Below are 16469 nucleotides of genomic sequence, written 5' to 3'. Positions count from 1 at the left end.
ATGGAGTTACCATGAATACGTCAGTTGTTTCACCGGGTCGCGCTGGCCTGATATTGCTGTTGACCGGCCAGATGCTGCCGATGATTGATACCTCAATCACCAACGTGGCGCTGGACGCCATCACCCATTCACTGCATGCGACCGCTACCGAACTGGAGCTCATCGTCGCGCTCTACGGCGTGGCCTTTGCCGTCTGCCTCGCGCTCGGCAGCAAGCTGGGGGATAACTTTGGCCGTCGTCGTCTGTTCATGTGGGGTGTGGCGAGCTTTGGCCTGGCCTCGCTGCTGTGCGGAATGGCGGGGAACATTGAACAGCTGCTCGCCGCGCGCATCGTTCAGGGCGCGGGGGCCGCACTGATCGTGCCGCAAATTCTTGCCACGCTGCACGTCACGCTTAAAGGCACCGCCCACGCCAAAGCCATCAGCCTGTTCGGCGGCATCGGCGGGATTGCGTTTATCGTGGGACAAATGGGCGGCGGCTGGCTGGTATCGGCGGACATCGCCGGGCTGGGCTGGCGTAACGCCTTCTTTATCAACGTGCCGATTTGTCTGGTGGTACTGGCGCTGAGCCGCCGCTTCGTACCCGAAACCCGTCGCGAGACGCCGTCACGCATCGACTGGCCGGGTACCGCGCTGCTGGCGGTCATGCTTTGCTGCCTGCTGTTCCCGATGGCGCTCGGCCCCCAGTGGCACTGGTCCTGGCCGCTGAAGGCGATGCTGCTCGCCCTTGTCCCGCTGGCCTGGCTGATGGCGCTGAACGCGCGCAAAAAAGAGCGTGAGAATGCCCGCCCGCTGATCCCGCCGCGCCTGCTTGCGCTTCGCAGCGTGCGCTTTGGCGTCCTGATTGCGATGCTCTTTTTCAGCGCCTGGTCCGGGTTTATGTTCTGTATGGCGCTGACCATGCAAACCGGTCTGGGGATGGCGCCGTGGCAGTCCGGGAACAGTTTTATCGCCCTGGGCGTGACCTACTTTGTTTCGGCGTGGTTCGCGCCGCGGCTGATTGCCCGCTACAGCACCAGCACTATTCTGCTGACGGGTCTGGCGATCCAGATTACCGGCCTGCTGGCGCTGATCGCCACGTTCCGCGTTTGGGGCATGGAGAATACCACCCTGACGCTGGCACCCGCGACCGGACTGGTTGGCTACGGGCAGGCGCTGATCGTGAACAGTTTCTATCGCATCGGGATGCGCGACATTCAGCCTGACGACGCGGGAGCCGCGAGCGCCATTTTGAGCACCCTGCAGCAGGCCGCGCTGGGCCTTGGCCCGGCCATTTTTGGCGCCATTTTGCTGCACGCGCTTCAAAACCATCACGGGGATTACACCCAGGCGGTGAACGTCTTCCTGATGGTGGAAACAGCTATGATGGTGGTACTTGCTCTGGCGACGCTGCGTATCCGCCATAGCCTGTGCCTGCCGGTGGCGAAGATCTGTCAGGCCGCCAAATAAGTTCGTGAATTTGCATAATAGATCCGCAGCCGCCATTATGGGGCTGCAAAAATACAGGAGACGTTATGCAGGAATTGATTGCTCAGGTTGAAGAGTTAGGCATTGAAATTAATCACACCACCTCTTTAGTGATTATCTTTGGTATTATTTTTCTTACCGCCATCATCGTTCATTTTATTCTGCACAAAGGGGTACTTCGCGCATTCGAAAAGCGCGCGCAGGCCAGCAGCCATTTATGGCTGCAGATCATCACCCAGAATAAATTATTTCACCGTCTGGCCTTTACCCTGCAGGGGATAATCGTCAACGTCCAGGCGGTACTGTGGCTGCAAAAGGGCAGCGAAGCGGCGGAAATACTCACCACCTGCGCGAAGCTGTGGGTGATGGTCTATGCCCTGCTCTCCTTCTTCTCGCTGCTGGACGTGATTTTCAATCTGTCGCAGAAAATGGCCACCGCGTCGCAGCTGCCGCTGAAGGGGATTTTCCAGGGCATCAAGCTGGTGAGCGCCATTCTGGTGGGGATATTGATTATCTCCCTGCTGATTGGCCAGTCTCCGGCGATTCTGATCAGCGGTCTGGGCGCCATGGCCGCCGTGCTGATGCTGGTGTTTAAAGATCCGATACTTGGACTTGTAGCGGGTATCCAACTTTCCGCCAACGATATGCTCAAGCTCGGCGACTGGCTGGAGATGCCGAAATACGGTGCCAACGGCACGGTGACGGATATCGGCCTGACCACCGTGAAAGTGCGCAATTTCGATAATACGATTACGACCATTCCGACGTGGGCGCTGGTCTCCGACGCCTTTATCAACTGGAGCGGCATGTCTGCCTCCGGCGGACGACGCATTAAGCGCAGCCTGAACATTGATACCACCAGCATTCATTTTCTCGACGAGCAGGAGCAGCAGAAACTCATTCAGGCGAAGCTGCTGAAGCCTTATTTGGCCGCACGCCATGAGGAAATTAGCCTGTGGAATCAGAAAAACGGTGAAGGGGAATCGGTATTAAACCTGCGCAAGATGACCAATATCGGCACTTTCCGCGCCTACCTGAACGAATATCTGCGCAACCACCCGCGCATTCGTAAAGATATGACGCTGATGGTGCGTCAGCTCGCGCCTGACGCCAACGGCCTGCCGATTGAAATATACGCCTTCACCAACACGGTGGTCTGGGCAGAATATGAGGAGATTCAGGCCGACATCTTCGACCATATTTTCGCGGTGGTGGATGAATTTGGTCTGCGCATTCACCAGTCGCCAACCGGGAACGATATTCGCTCCCTGGCTGGCGTCATCGCGCAATAATCAGGCGCTGGCGCGGGAAATAAAGCGCCAGTCCATCATCACCCTTTCCGTGGGCGCGTCCGGGTTGTCGATCTTATTTAAGAGCAGATCGACCGCCTTGCGCCCGATATCCCGCGACGGCTGTTCGATGGTGGTGAGCGAAATCATGTCCGCCAGCTCCGTACCGTCAAAGCCGACCACGGCAATATCCTCCGGCACCCGAAGACCTGCCTGCTGAATGGCGCGCAGCGCGCCCGCCGCCAGCGTATCGGAAACGGCAAATACCGCATCCGGCGGATTATTTTTTAACAGGTTTTGCATCGCCGCCATGCCCGCCCCGGAGCTGAGATCGCTGGCATACTCCACCGCCTGATAGTCCAGATCCCGCAGGTGGATCACGCTCTTGTAGCCGCGTTCGCGCAGGCGGGCATATTTGTAGCTGAGATCGTGGTTGATCATCGCGATACGCTTGCGGCCGCCGTCGGCCAGCTGGCTGACGGCATGCTGTGAAGCGTCCACATCATTGATGCCGACGCAGGAGACCGCGCCCGCATCGGCATATTCGGCGCACTGCACCCACGGTGCAGAACCAATCAGCGCGGCAAGTTCCGGCAGCTTCGAGAAGGCGTCCATGGTGATAATGCCGTCGACGATTTTGCCGGAGAGCAGGCTTAAGCCCGAGCGGGAGCGCTCGATGTCCGAGCCGGAGTTGCACAGCAGAATGCGGTAGCCGTTTTTCTCCGCCTCGGCTTCGATGCCCTTCACCACTTCGGCGCAGAACGGGTTGGCAATGTTGGACACCATCACCAGGATCATATAGCTGCGAGCGGTGCGCAGCTGACGGGCGAGCAGGTTTGGCTGGTAGTTGCTCTCCTGAATCGCCCGCAGAACGCGCTCGCGGTTTTTCGCCTTCACGGTGTCGCTGTTATTCAGCACGCGGGAGACCGTCGCCACGGAGACCCCGGCCAGCTGAGCGATTTTCTGAATTGACATAGCGACGACACATCCTGCGGTTAGCGTTTTGTGCAGGCTACCATAAATTTATTGCCCGGCGAACCGGGCAACGCGTTATTGTTCCACGCGCACCCAGCGCTGCTGCTGATGGCTTTTCACAATGGCATCAATGATATACATCACGTTTGCGCCATCGTGAAACGTCGCAAACTGCGGCGTATCCGGCATCGCGCCCGCCTGCACGGCGCGGTAGAACTGCGCCATCATATTTTTGAAGGCGTCCGGCCAGCCTTCGATATGTCCGCCGGGGAAGTGGGCGCTGTCGGCCACGTCAGGGTTCATCAGCCCCGGATCGTCGGTAAGCGTCTGGTTGGCCTGCGCGCGATGGCCGATCCACAGCCGCTGCGGCACCTCCTGGTCCCACGCCAGCGAGCGCTCGCTGCCGTTGATCTCAAACGTCAGGCGGTTTTTACGCCCGGCGCTCACCTGCGAGATGCTAAAGCAGCCCTTGCTGCCGTCGTCAAAGCGGAACAGCACCGAGCCGAAGTCTTCGGTCGTGACCGGTTTGTCTACATACTCCGCCTGCTCGTCGTGGGAGAAGGTTTGATTCCCGACCTTGCTGGCCCTGCGCGTCGGCCAGACGATGGATAAATCAGCCATCACCTCGATAATGCGCCGCCCGGTAACGAACTGCACCGTGTCGCACCAGTGGGAGCCGATATCCGCCACCGCGCGCGACGCGCCGCCGAGCGCGGCATCCACCCGCCAGTTGTAGTCGGTTTCCAGCAGCATCCAGTCCTGCAGATAGCTGCCGTGCGAGGCAAACAGCCGCCCGACGCTGCCCGCACGCATCATGCTCGCCGCCTGGCGCACCATCGCAAACTGGCGATAGACAAAGCTCACGCCATGCACCACGCCCGTCTGATCCGCCAGCGCCACCAGCTCGCGCGCCTCGTCCGGGGTCATGCACAGCGGTTTTTCGGAAAACACGTGCTTGCCCGCGCGCAGGATCTGGCGGTTAATCTCCGCGTGCAGGTGGTTAGGCGTGCAGTTGTGCACCACGTGCAGATCGGGGTGTGCGAGCAGCTCCTCAACGCTGCCGTACGCGTGCGTCACGTTAAGCTGACGCGCTTTTTCCTGCGCTTTGGCAAGCGTGCCGTCGCAGAGGGCCACAACCTGCACGTATCCGAGACGCCGCAGCGCCTCGATATGCGCCGGGCCGATAAACCCGCTGCCGATAATTCCGACGTTAATCATGCTTGCCTCCAGCGGCGAAATCATCAAACGCGCGTCCGGAGACCGGAATGATGTGGCGGCGGATAAACTCGCTGCCTTCACTCGCCCCGGTATCGCCATCCTTCAGGCAGCACTCCCACTCCAGCACCGCCCAGCCGTCGTAGTCGTACTGGGTCAGCTTGCTGAAAATGCCCTTAAAGTCGATCTGCCCGTCGCCGAGCGACCGGAAGCGTCCGGCGCGGTTGATCCACGGCTGGTAGCCGCCGTACACGCCGCTGCGCCCGTTCGGGCGGAACTCCGCATCCTTCACGTGGAACGCCCTGATGCGCGCGTGGTAGATGTCGATAAAGGCCAGGTAGTCCATCTGCTGCAGCAGCATGTGGCTCGGATCAAAGAGAATGTTGCAGCGCGGGTGGTTATCCACCAGCGCCAGAAAACGCTCGAAGGTGACGCCGTCGTGCAGATCTTCCCCCGGATGCAGCTCAAAGCAGACGTCCACCCCCTGCTCGTCGAAGGTATCCAGAATCGGCCGCCAGCGGTTTGCCAGCTCCCCGAACGCTTCTTGAAAACGCTGTTCGTTATGCGGCGGCCACGGGTAGAAAAACGGCCAGGCCAGCGAGCCGGAGAAGGTGGCGTGCGCTTTCAGGCCTAATCTGGCCGAGGCGACCGCCGCCTGTTTCAGCTTCTCCGTGGCCCACGCCCGGCGCGCCGCATCGTTACCGCGCACGGACGTGGGCGCGAAGTGATCAAACGCGTCGCTGTAAATCGGGTTTACCGCGACAAGCTGCCCTTCCAGATGGGTCGACAGTTCGCTGATAACCAGCCCGTGCGCGGCCAGCTTAGCGGTGATGTCATCGCAGTAGGCCTGGCTCTCAGCCGCTTTCTCGACGTCAAAAATATGCGGATGGTTGCAGGGGATCTGCACCGCTTTATAGCCCTTTGAAGCCGCCCACCCTGCAAGCCCGTCGAGCGTGTTGAACGGTGCTTCCTCGCCGATAAACTGCGAGAGAAAAATGCCGGGTCCTTTTATCGTCCTCATACCACCTCCTGAACATTACGCCTTGTCATCGTCATACTTAAACGTGAGAAGGAAAATCAGCGCGATCGCCGCGGCAGCCACCGCCGGGATCCACCAGAATGTCACCCACGCCTGCGGCACGGTCTGCCCTGCCACCAGGCGGTTATAGAGCGCGCCGGAAATCTGCGAGCCGAGCAGCATGCCGATGCCGTAGGTGAACATCACGATCATGCTCTGGGCCTGGCCTTTCACCTTTTCGCCCGCCACGCGGTCGGTGTAGATAAAGCCGACGACAAAGAAGAAATCGTAGCAGACGCCGTGCAGCAGGATGCCGAGATACAGCAGAATGCGCCCCTCCTCGCTGACGCCCAGCGCGAACATGGCGTAACGCACAAACCACGCCAGCATGCCGATCAACAGCATGACCTTCACGCCCAGACGGCGGAACAGCAGCGGAATAACCAGCATGAAGACGATCTCGGACATCTGCCCGAAGGACATGGCGGTGCTGACGTCGGCAATTCCCGCATCCGCCAGATACGAGGCGGTGTAGGCGTAATAGGTGCCGAGCGGGACGGAGATCAGCATCGCGCAGACGGAGAAGACGAAAAAGTGGCGGGTTTTGAGCAGCGCAAAGGCATCCGCGCAGAAAAGATCGCGCACCTTCACCGGCAGGCCTTTCGCCGGAGCAGGCGTGTGCGGCAGCGTCAGGCTGTAAAGCGCCAGCAGCACGGAGCTGGCCGCCGCCACCTGAAAGATGGTAACGCTGGACGCCACGCCGGTGACGCCGATGAAAATGCCCGCCGCGATCCAGCCGATGGTGCCGAACACGCGCACCACCGGGAAGGTTTTATCCACGTTTGCCAGGCTGTGAAACGCGATGTTGTTGGTCAGCGCCAGCGTCGGCATGTAGCAGAGCGTGTAGCCAAACAGCAGGCCAATCAGCAGCGCGCCGTTCTCGGCAATCAGCGCCCCCGGCACGAACCAGAGGATCGCCGCGCCCGCCAGGTGCATCACCGCCATCACCTTCTGCGAGGCGAAGAAGCGGTCCACCAGCATGCCGAGCACGAACGGCGAGAGAATGGAGGCGATAGGCCCGGCGGAGAACGCATCGCCAATCAGCAGAGACATGTTGTGCTGGGTCATCACCAGGCCGAGCGTAACCGACCAGCTACCCCAGATAAAAAACTGCAGAAACATCATCAGCGACAGCCGCGGCACCAGCAGCCGATGCTGCGCTATCGTCTTTTCACTACTTTCAGTTGACACCATAATAAGCCTCACTCGGAAAAAGTAATCGATTACAAAATGATTCAAATAAAAAGTAATCGATTACAAAATAAAGATCCTGTGGATCGAAACAGATTTGGGAGGGGGGTCACGATAAAGATGAAGCAGTGTTTTGTAGGCCCGGTAAGCGCAGCGCCACCGGGCGTGAAGGCAGGTGCGGTCTGGTTTGGTGCGGTCTGTTGCCCTCACTCCGGCCCTCTCCCACAGGGAGAGGGAGAAAAACGGGCTACTTTTTACGTGAGAGCTTAAATGCGATAAACAGGAACACCACCCACACCGGCAGCAGCATCGCCGAGAGGCGCATCTCATCCATGGTGCACATCAGCACCAGAATCAGCCCCAGGAACGCGATACAGAGGTAGTTCCCCGCCGGGTAAAGCAGCGCCTTGAACTGCGTTTCGCGCCCCTTGCGGCGCATCGCGGCGCGGAATCGCAGGTGCGCGAGGCAGATCATGATCCAGTTCAGCAGCAGCGTAGCGACAACCAGCGCCATCAGCAGGCCGAAGGCCTCTTTCGGCAGCAGATAGTTGATCAGCACCACCAGCGAGGTAATCGCCCCGGAAAGGAACAGCGAGTTCACCGGCACGCCGCGACGGCTGACGCGGGTGAGGAATTTCGGCGCGTTACCCTGCACGGAGAGACCAAACAGCATGCGGCTGTTGGAGTAAACGCCGCTGTTATAGACCGACAGCGACGCCACCAGAATGACGAAGTTCAGCGCAGAAGCCACCACGTTGCTGTTCAGATCGTGGAAAATCATCACGAACGGGCTGCTGTCTGACTTCACTTCCACCCACGGGTAGAGCGCCAGCAGCACCACCAGCGAGCCGATATAGAACAGCAGGATACGGTACACCACCTGGTTAACCGCTTTCGGAATGCTTTTGTGCGGGTCGCGCGCTTCCGCGGCGGTGATGCCAATCAGCTCCAGCCCGCCGAAGGAGAACATGATCACTGCCAGCGAGAGGATCAGCCCTTTCCAGCCGGTCGCCAGGAAGCCGCCGTGCTGCCAGAGGTTATCGATCGTGGCGCGCTCGCCGCCGTGGCCGGAGAACAGCAGCCACAGGCCAAAGCCGATCATGCCGATAATTGCCAGCACCTTGATCAGCGCAAACCAGAACTCGGTTTCACCATACAGGCGCACGTTGACGAGGTTAACGGCGTTAATGATGATGAAGAAGGCCGCCGCCCAGATCCACGTCGGGACATCCGGCAGCCAGTACTGCATATAGATGCCTGCGGCGGTCAGCTCCGCCATCCCGACCAGCACGAACATCACCCAGTAGTTCCAGCCGGAGAGGAAGCCTGCGAACGGGCCCCAGTATTTATAGGCAAAATGCGCGAAGGAGCCTGACACCGGCTCTTCAACGACCATCTCGCCAAGCTGGCGCATGATCAGGAAGGCGATAATCCCGGCGATACCGTAACCCAGCAGCACCGCCGGACCGGCCATCTGAATAGCGGGGCCGATGCCGAGAAAGAGCCCGGTACCGATTGCGCCGCCAAGGGCAATTAACTGAATATGTCGATTTTGCAAACCACGTTGCAGCGTCGGATTCTGATCCGACGAGGCTTCAGCGCTACCATGGCCTGAAGCGGATGACGCGTCTTTCACGTCCTACCCCTGTCTCTTTTTTAGAAGGGGCACGTTTTAACACTTCATGCTGGCGGTAGCAAGTTTAACGCCGGGAGCACGGCATGCCCCCGGCGATGCAAGGTTATGAGCCGATGATCCCGCCGTCCGCTTTGACGATGACCACCGTTGAGGAACGCGGGCGTCCGTTCGGGTTCACGTCTGGCCAGTTGGAAACAGCGCGAGGGTTAGCAGGGTCGGTGATATCATCCCCGCCCTCCCCCGGATGCTGAATGTTGATGAACAGCGTCCGGTTATCCGGCGTAAACGCAATCCCGGTAATTTCACACCCGCGCGGTCCGGTCAGGAAACGGCGGTACTCGTTGGTGCCCGGAATGGTGGCCACCATCTGGTTATTGCCCATCCCCTCGTAGGCTTTCTTATTGATGGTGCTGGAAGAGACGTCGGTCTGGATCCACAGCACGCCCTGATGATCGAACGACAGGCCATCGGGGCTGCCGAAAGCCGCCCCCTGCATGGAACCTTTAGCCTTTGGATCGTCGCTGTCGGTCCGCCCGCCCATCACCAGAATATCCCACTTAAAGCGAGCGGCAGCAGGATCGGCCCCCTCTTCGTGCCAGTGCATAATATGACCAAACACGTTATTAGCGCGCGGGTTGGCGGCATCAACCGGTGCCTTACCCTCCTTCCCGCGATCGCTGTTGTTGGTGAGCGTACAGTAGACGCTGCCGCTGGCGTGCGGGTCGACCGCTATCCACTCGGGGCGATCCATCTTCGTTGCCCCCACCGCGTCTGCCGCCAGGCGGGTTTTAATCAGCAGATCGCCCTGGTTTTCAAACCCGCTGCTCTTATCCAGACCATTTTGCCCGAAGATCAGCGGCAGCCAGTCGCCGCTCCCGTCTTCGTTGAAGCGGGCAACGTACAGCGTGCCGGACGTCAGCAGCTGCATATTGGCTTCACGGTTAGCGGGATCGTATTTTTTGTCCGAGACAAACTTATAGATGTACTCGAACTTCTGGTCGTCCCCCATATAGACCACCACGCGGCTATCGGCGGCAAGCGTGACGGCCGCCCCCTCATGCTTGAAGCGGCCCAGGGCGGTGTGCTTGCGCGGCGTGGAGGTCGGGTTGTAGGGATCGATCTCCACGACCCAGCCGAAGCGGTTAGGTTCGTTAGGAGTTTTATCAACGCTGAACCGCTCGTCCACCTCGTTCCAGCGGTAGGATTCATCGCTGTCGCTGATCCCGTAGCGTTTTTCCAGCGGGTTGAGATCGGTTTTTTTGACAAAAATATCCGACCAGTTTTCCTCGCAGGTGAGATAGGTGCCCCATGGCGTATGGCCGTTGGCGCAGTTCTGCATGGTGCCCAGCACGCGCTCCCCCTGCGGGTCGGCGGCGGTTTTCATTAAGTCCTGATGCCGCGCCGGGCCGGTAAGCTGCATCGGCGTATTGACGGTAATGCGGCGGGCATACGAAGACGGGCGAACCACCTGCCAGTCGCTGCCCGATTTTTTCACTTCCACCACCGACACGCCCATCGCGTTCTGCCCCTTGCGGGCCTTGTCGAGGCTCCAGTTCGCCGTACCGTCGGTAAACAGCATCCCGTTGTCGATGTATTCATGGTTCATTGCCAGCAGGCCATGCTCCGGGTTTTGCTCCCCCTGCGGCAGGCTAAACCACGCCATGCCGTCGTGGTGCATGCCCGCCTGCGCAGCCTGTTCGTCTGCGGTGTTGCTGGCATCCGGCTTAAAGGCCGGCATGTTGTTTTTGAGCCCCGTCGGATCCCCCCAGCGATAAAACGGGCGGGCGATATAGCCTTCCGGCACCCTCACCGTATCTTCCGTGGAGACGTCGATGCTGGTAAAGCCCAGGGAAACCGCTTTTGCCAGTGCAGAAGGCTTTGATACCGCGGCAATCGCATTTTCGGGTTTGATCAGAAAGGGGAATGAAACGGCAGCGCCCGCCACGGCGCCCATCTGGAGAAAACGACGGCGGGAGAGGAACACCTCTGCCACCTCGGAGAATACCGGGTTCGCGCTGCGGTTAGCGATGTCGTCGCGATGTTCTTTTTTAAAAACGGATTTGAGGGGTCTGCCCATAGCGGCTTCCTGTCATTGGCCAAGAGGTAAGGAGTCGGCGACCAGTCTAAGAAGCTTTTATTACAATTTTATAACACAACGGCGGAGGTGTGGGGCGTCCCTGCCCCGGATAACGAGGTGGAACGCTTAGAACTCGTAGCCAACCGAGACCTTAAAGGTACGCGGCTCGCCCTGCGTGATGTAGGTGCCGGAATCGTCCACGCTGGCCCAGTAGTTTTCATTGGTCACGTTGTCGATGCCCGCGCGCACCGTCATCTGGTTTGCATTGTGGTTCACCGCGAAGCGATAGCGCATCCCCAGATCCAGCGTGGTGTAGCTGTCGATCTTTTTGGTGTTGGCAAGATCGGCGTACTGCGCGCCAGAGTGGTTGACGCGGGCGGTCGCCGTCAGGCCATCAATCGGCTTGATGTCATACTCTGCCCCCAGCACGGCGTAGACGTTCGGGACACCAATGGCATCGTTGCCCTGATTTACGCCGTTTTTGGTTTTGGTCAGCTCCGCCTGCAGCCAGGTGGCGCTGGCGTTGAGGCGCATCCCGAGCATCGGCTCGCCGAAGACGTTTAGCTCCACGCCGCGGTTACGCTGCTCGGCATCCAGGCCATAGTGATTGTTAGCATCGAGGATCGCCGACGGCATCTTGATCTCAAACAGCGCAAGCGATCCGCCCACGCGGCCAAAGTCCGCCTTCACGCCCACTTCGTTCTGCTTAGAGTGAACAATGCCGGTGCTCTGGCCGTAGTTGGTGGCGGTGTTAGGTGCGGTTTTGCCCGGCTGCAGCGCTTCGGTGTGGTTGGCGTAGAGGGAAATTTCCTCCCACGGCTTGTAGACCACGCCGTAGGTTGGCATCCAGCGGCTGCCGTCGAAACCGTCTGCCGCGTTTTCCGCACCGGTAACTTTGTTATACCCGCGAACGACCACCTTCTGATGGCGCGCGCCTGCGGTGAACAGCAGCTTGTCGTCAAGCACGCCCAGGGTATCGCTCAGCAGCCAGCCCTGGGTGCGGGTGCGCCCGCTGGTCAGCGGATCGCTGTATTTGCCGCCGGAGCCGTTGAAGTTAGTGCTGTCCGGCATATCGACGCCGGTGTTGTGGTAGATGTTGGTGGTCGGGTTATCCTTCGTCGCCGACATTTTCCACGCGATCTTTTCATTTTTGGTCATCGCAGAATAGCCAACGTTGACCTTGTGCGAGACGAAGCCGGTATTGAAATTACCGCGAATGCCCGCCATGCCGCTGACGGAATCGCTGATGCGGTTGGTATCAAGGCGGCTGACCGTTGCTTTACCGCTTTTATCCAGCAGCTTCGGCGCGCTGTAGATCCCTTCCTCGTGCGCGTGCTGCGCGCCCAGGCCGGTATAGGCGGTCCAGCCGTCGGTGATGTCGTACTCGCTGCGCCACATCCCAAATTCGTTTTCGATGTTGCTGTAGGCCCACTTCTGCGAGAAGTTGCGATCGTTTTTCGGCGGCTTGGGCACGAAATCCACCGCCGAAATATTGACGCTGGTCGGGCTGCCGTGGAAGGTTTTCTTCTGATAACCCAGATCCAGCGAGGTGCGGAAACGGTCGCCTTTGTAATCCAGACCGGTGGAGAGCAGCGTGGTGCGGCGGCGGTCGTTCGGTATGCCGGTTTCCCCTTCGCGGTGGACCAGGTTCACCCGCGCGCCAAACTGGTCGCTGTCGCCGTAGCGACGGCCCGCATCCAGCGTGGTGCCAATCTGGGAGTCCGAGGTGTAGTCGACGCCCACTTTCGCCTGCGGGAGTTCGCCCGCGTGTTTTGGCTCAAGGTTGATCATCCCGCCCACGCCCGAGCTCGCCGCGCCGTTCATCAGGGCGTTTGCCCCTTTGAAGATCTCAATGCGCTCAACCATCTGCGTATCCACCACCTGACGCGGCAGCACGCCGGACAGTCCGCCAAAGGTCATGTCGTCGCCGTCGAACTTCAGGCCACGGATGCGGTAGGTTTCCGCGCTGTTGCCGTACCCCTGAACGAACTGTACGCCCGCGTCGTTGGCGACCACATCAGCAATGGTTTTCGCCTGCTGATCTTCCACCAGCTTCGAGGTATAGCTGATGATGTTGAACGGCACGTCCATGGCGTTCTGCTGACCGAGCATCCCCATACGCCCGCCGTTCGCCACCTGTCCGTCAAGGAAGGCCGGTACCAGCTGGTCCCCACCGGGTTTGAAATCGCTGACCGGTGCAGAGTGCACAACGAGGGTATCTTCTTTTTGATCGTCCGCCGCGAAGGCGGAATGCGTTACCGCGCCAACGGCGAGCGCCAGCAGCGTTTTGTGTATTCTGGTGTTGTTCATCGTTAACTCATTTGAAAGTGCGCGCAAAAATAGCCCGTTGTCAGGCCTTAGAATGTATTGATAGCAATGCAAATGAGAACTATACGCATTATCCGTGCGTTAGCAAGCGTAACCGCGAACAACAGGAAGAGGTGGGGAGACAGGATGAGGAACAACCACCCCAAAATGGGGTGGCTGCAGTGACGTTATTTTTTCTTGTAGATATTAGCCGTACCGTGAATTTTATTGTTGGTGTTCCCTGAGGTGAGCACCAGAACATCCGCGCCTTGCTTATCGGCTTTCTCAATCAGTTCTTTTTTTGCATCATCAACCGATACTTCATTTGAGGTGCTTACCGTACCGATTTTTTGATACTGAGACTCGACTTTCTTGAACTCATTTTTAGTCAGCAGTTGGGCAGCAAAAGCATTGGTCGTAAACAGTAACGCCGTTCCCAACAAAATAGCAGTCGTCTTTTTCATAACCTTTTTCCTTGAGATTAATCAGCAACTACGAAAAACCTCACACATGATGGTGAGGTTTTATGAGCATGGTAGAGAATCTCAGGAAATGCCATATATTCTGGAAAATTCTTTTATAACAGTCCATTGCATGAAATTATTAATGAATATTAAGAATAGTCGAATACACGCGCGGTGCCAGCAATATCAATGCGAACCGCCGTGCCCGGGTTCCATCCTGGCTGGCTGACGGTCTTGAGGGTGACGGGCTGCGGCTGTCCGGTAAGCCCAAGGGTGAGCGTCGACAGGTGACCGGTAAAATCCACATCAAGAATGGAGATCGGGCTTTCATGTGAGGCGCATGCCGTCACGCTCAGCTGCTCCGGGCGCAGCATCACTCTGCCCTGCCCTGTCGCCAGCGGGTTGTCTGTGGGCACCTTACCCAGCGCGCAGAGGGCGTAGCCCGCGGTGAGCTGCGCAGGCAGGATCAGCGCATCACCAAGAAACAGCGCCGTCTCTTCGTCAACGGGACGGGTGTAAACCTCATAAGGCGTCCCGACCTGCGTGAAGCGTCCGGAACGCATGACGGCAACCTGAGTGGCAAAGGAGAGCGCTTCGTTCTGATCGTGAGTAACCAGAATCGAGGCCACGCCCGCTTCGGCCAGCAGATCGGCCGTGGCCTTACGCGTCATGGCGCGCAGGCCAGTATCCAGCGCCGAGAACGGTTCATCCAGCAGCATCAGTGAAGGACGCTGGGCCAGCGCACGGGCAAGGGCAACGCGCTGCTGCTGTCCGCCGGAAATCTCGTGAGGCCAGTGCGTGGCGAGCTGCCTGTCCAGCGAAACCATCTCCATCAGCGCCTCAACGCGCTGGCGTTTTTCGTGGCGGGTCCCGTCCAGCCCCCAGGCAATGTTGTCTGCCACGTTGAGGTGGGGGAACAGCGCGCCCTCCTGCGGCACAAAACCGATCCCGCGCTGGTGGGCAGGGACAAAACGGTTTTCATCAAACAGGGTTCTCCCCTGCATAACAATACGACCGGTGTCGGGCGTCTCAAACCCGGCAAGAATACGCAGCAGCGTGGTTTTACCTGACCCCGACGGCCCGACAATGGCCGTTCTGCTCCCCGGCGCAACGCTCAGGTTTAAGCTGTCGAGCACCTGCACATCAGCAAATGATTTAGAAATGGCGGTTAATTCAAGCATGTCATAGCCCTGCAATTTTCTTCGACTGCATATAGAGAATGGCGGTCAGCGGGAGGGAAATCAGGATCATCAGCATCGCGTAAGGCGCGGCGGCGACATAGTCAATTTCGCTGGTCAGCGCCCAGAATCCGGTAGAGAGCGTGCGCGTGCCCAGGGGAGAGAGTAACAGCGTGGCAGTCAACTCGTTGCTGACGCCGAGGAACACCAGCGCGGCCCCCGCCGCCGCACCCGGCGCGGCCAGCCGCATCGTGACGCTCCAGAGCGCCTTCGCGGGCGTGCTGCCAAGGCTGCGCGCCACGTTTTCCAGCTCAACCGGCGCCTGCGCAATCCCCGCCCGCAGGTTGATGAGCGCACGGGGCATAAACATCAGCAGGTAGGCAAGGAACAGGGTAATTTCCGTCTGGTAAATGGGACGGGCGTAATGAATGGTGACGCTGACCAGCGCCAGCGCCGTGACAATGCCCGGCAGCGAACTGGTGATATAGATGCACCCTTCCAGCATCCGGAAGATACGGTGCGGGTAGCGGATACCGAGCCACGCAATGGGGATCACGCACGTCGTCGTCAGCAGCGCGCCGCCCACGCCGAGCATCAGCGTCTGGCGCAGCGAGTGCCAGAGATCGGCGCTCATCCAGTTTTCCACCCCACCGAGCCAAATCCAGCGACACAGAACAGCTAACGGCACGCCCAGCGCCAGGACGATCAGCACCATGAAAAACAGCTGCCCCAGCGCGGCAGCCGCAGGCTTCAGCGGCCAGCGTTTCTGCTCGCGCGCAGCCCCGGCGCCAATGCGCGCGTAGCGTGCTTTTCCACGCGTCACGCCTTCCAGCACCAGGATAGCGAGGCAGCACAAAGCCAGCACGCCCGCCAGCATGTTTGCTGCCGGGCCGCTGAAGGTAGACTGAAACTGGTCATAAATGGCCGTGGTGAAGGTATCAAAGCGGATCATCACGTACAGACCATATTCCGCCAGCAGGTGCAGCGCCACCAGCAGCGCGCCGCCGCAGATAGCCAGCTTGAGCTGGGGTAGCACCACGCGGAAAAAGACCTTCCACGGCGGGGTGCCGAGCGACGCGGCGACATCTTCGAGCGTCGGGTCAAGGCGGCGCAGCACCGCCGCAACCGGCATGTAGATAAAGGGATAGTAGGCCAGAACGGAGAGAAACACGCCCGCGGAGAGCCCGTGCATGGACGGAACAACGCTCACCCAGGCATAACTTTGCACAAACGCGGGGATCGCCAGCGGGGCGACCGCCAGCGCGGACCAAATTCCACGACCGGCAAGCTGCGTGCGCTCTGTGAGCCAGGCTATCGCCACGCCCGTCACGATACACAGCGGAACCGCTAAAGCCGTCAGCCACAGCGTGTTGCTGAGCAGCTCAGCCACACGCGGGCGAAACACCAGCGCCTTTATCGTTTCCCAGCCCGTCTCAATGCCAATGGCAATGATAAAACCCAAAGGCAGAAGCGCCAGTAATGAAAACAAGACAGCTAACGCAACCATCGGCAGTGCAGGACGCCTGCGGGCAGGCTCCTGCACTCTGTTTTTTCCGATGTCGAGACTCAGACCAGACATAAGACGTTCACTTC

General features: G+C 59.3%; 12 protein-coding genes. 2 read left to right on the top strand and 10 right to left on the bottom strand.

Translation table 11 applies throughout. The features are described from left to right. Positions 1-11 precede the first annotated feature (11 nt). Both BFV67_RS05225 and BFV67_RS05220 read left to right on the top strand, forming a co-directional pair. Complete coding sequence (locus BFV67_RS05225) at positions 12-1448, top strand: MFS transporter (protein ID WP_069597949.1); 1437 nt, start codon at positions 12-14, stop codon at positions 1446-1448. A 65-nt stretch (positions 1449-1513) separates the two neighbouring features. Further along, positions 1514-2758, top strand: coding sequence for a mechanosensitive ion channel family protein (locus tag BFV67_RS05220; RefSeq protein ID WP_021241588.1), 1245 nt, complete (start codon positions 1514-1516; stop codon positions 2756-2758). Here BFV67_RS05220 and BFV67_RS05215 read toward each other — a convergent pair whose 3' ends face one another. From BFV67_RS05215 to BFV67_RS05170, 10 genes are all read right to left on the bottom strand, one after another. Further along, positions 2759-3730 (bottom strand): LacI family DNA-binding transcriptional regulator, encoded by a 972-nt coding sequence (locus BFV67_RS05215; protein WP_069597948.1) that lies wholly within the window; start codon positions 3728-3730, stop codon positions 2759-2761. Positions 3731-3805: 75 nt separating this feature from the next. Beyond that, the gene (locus BFV67_RS05210) at positions 3806-4948 is read right to left on the bottom strand and encodes a Gfo/Idh/MocA family protein (protein ID WP_069597947.1); all 1143 of its coding nucleotides are present in this window, start codon (positions 4946-4948) and stop codon (positions 3806-3808) included. Beyond that, entirely contained in the window at positions 4941-5966 is a 1026-nt protein-coding gene (locus tag BFV67_RS05205) for a sugar phosphate isomerase/epimerase family protein (RefSeq protein WP_008499378.1), read from the bottom strand. The genes BFV67_RS05210 and BFV67_RS05205 overlap by 8 nt, the downstream gene beginning before the upstream one ends. Before the next feature lie 15 nt (positions 5967-5981). Beyond that, a complete protein-coding gene (locus BFV67_RS05200) occupies positions 5982-7217 on the bottom strand; it encodes an MFS transporter (RefSeq protein ID WP_069597946.1) in 1236 nt (411 codons plus the stop codon). A gap of 244 nt (positions 7218-7461) precedes the next feature. Further along, the gene (gene pheP / locus BFV67_RS05195) at positions 7462-8850 is read right to left on the bottom strand and encodes a phenylalanine transporter (protein WP_003858894.1); all 1389 of its coding nucleotides are present in this window, start codon (positions 8848-8850) and stop codon (positions 7462-7464) included. Positions 8851-8953: 103 nt separating this feature from the next. Further along, positions 8954-10927 (bottom strand): PhoX family protein, encoded by a 1974-nt coding sequence (locus tag BFV67_RS05190; protein ID WP_069597945.1) that lies wholly within the window; start codon positions 10925-10927, stop codon positions 8954-8956. 126 nt (positions 10928-11053) lie between these two features. Next, complete coding sequence (locus tag BFV67_RS05185) at positions 11054-13237, bottom strand: TonB-dependent receptor (RefSeq protein WP_069597944.1); 2184 nt, start codon at positions 13235-13237, stop codon at positions 11054-11056. Positions 13238-13422: 185 nt separating this feature from the next. Beyond that, positions 13423-13698 (bottom strand): DUF1471 family periplasmic protein YahO, encoded by a 276-nt coding sequence (gene yahO, locus BFV67_RS05180; protein ID WP_021241596.1) that lies wholly within the window; start codon positions 13696-13698, stop codon positions 13423-13425. 149 nt (positions 13699-13847) lie between these two features. Beyond that, on the bottom strand, positions 13848-14879 hold the full coding sequence (locus tag BFV67_RS05175; RefSeq protein ID WP_023343527.1) for an ABC transporter ATP-binding protein: 1032 nt from the start codon (positions 14877-14879) through the stop codon (positions 13848-13850). A gap of 1 nt (position 14880) precedes the next feature. Further along, complete coding sequence (locus BFV67_RS05170; protein ID WP_069597943.1) at positions 14881-16455, bottom strand: ABC transporter permease; 1575 nt, start codon at positions 16453-16455, stop codon at positions 14881-14883. Between the last annotated feature and the right edge of the window lie 14 nt (positions 16456-16469).

Source organism: Enterobacter roggenkampii (assembly GCF_001729805.1).
Taxonomy (GTDB): domain Bacteria; phylum Pseudomonadota; class Gammaproteobacteria; order Enterobacterales; family Enterobacteriaceae; genus Enterobacter; species Enterobacter roggenkampii.
This window is presented reverse-complemented; position numbering and strand designations above follow the sequence as displayed.

Coding starts and splice junctions, on each gene's coding strand:
- BFV67_RS05205 (WP_008499378.1), bottom strand. CDS start 5,966: ATGAGGACGATAAAAGGACCCGGCATTTTTCTCTCGCAGTTTATCGGC.
- BFV67_RS05200 (WP_069597946.1), bottom strand. CDS start 7,217: ATGGTGTCAACTGAAAGTAGTGAAAAGACGATAGCGCAGCATCGGCTG.
- BFV67_RS05225 (WP_069597949.1), top strand. CDS start 12: ATGAATACGTCAGTTGTTTCACCGGGTCGCGCTGGCCTGATATTGCTG.
- BFV67_RS05220 (WP_021241588.1), top strand. CDS start 1,514: ATGCAGGAATTGATTGCTCAGGTTGAAGAGTTAGGCATTGAAATTAAT.
- BFV67_RS05170 (WP_069597943.1), bottom strand. CDS start 16,455: ATGTCTGGTCTGAGTCTCGACATCGGAAAAAACAGAGTGCAGGAGCCT.
- BFV67_RS05190 (WP_069597945.1), bottom strand. CDS start 10,927: ATGGGCAGACCCCTCAAATCCGTTTTTAAAAAAGAACATCGCGACGAC.
- BFV67_RS05175 (WP_023343527.1), bottom strand. CDS start 14,879: ATGCTTGAATTAACCGCCATTTCTAAATCATTTGCTGATGTGCAGGTG.
- BFV67_RS05210 (WP_069597947.1), bottom strand. CDS start 4,948: ATGATTAACGTCGGAATTATCGGCAGCGGGTTTATCGGCCCGGCGCAT.
- yahO (WP_021241596.1), bottom strand. CDS start 13,698: ATGAAAAAGACGACTGCTATTTTGTTGGGAACGGCGTTACTGTTTACG.
- BFV67_RS05215 (WP_069597948.1), bottom strand. CDS start 3,730: ATGTCAATTCAGAAAATCGCTCAGCTGGCCGGGGTCTCCGTGGCGACG.
- BFV67_RS05185 (WP_069597944.1), bottom strand. CDS start 13,237: ATGAACAACACCAGAATACACAAAACGCTGCTGGCGCTCGCCGTTGGC.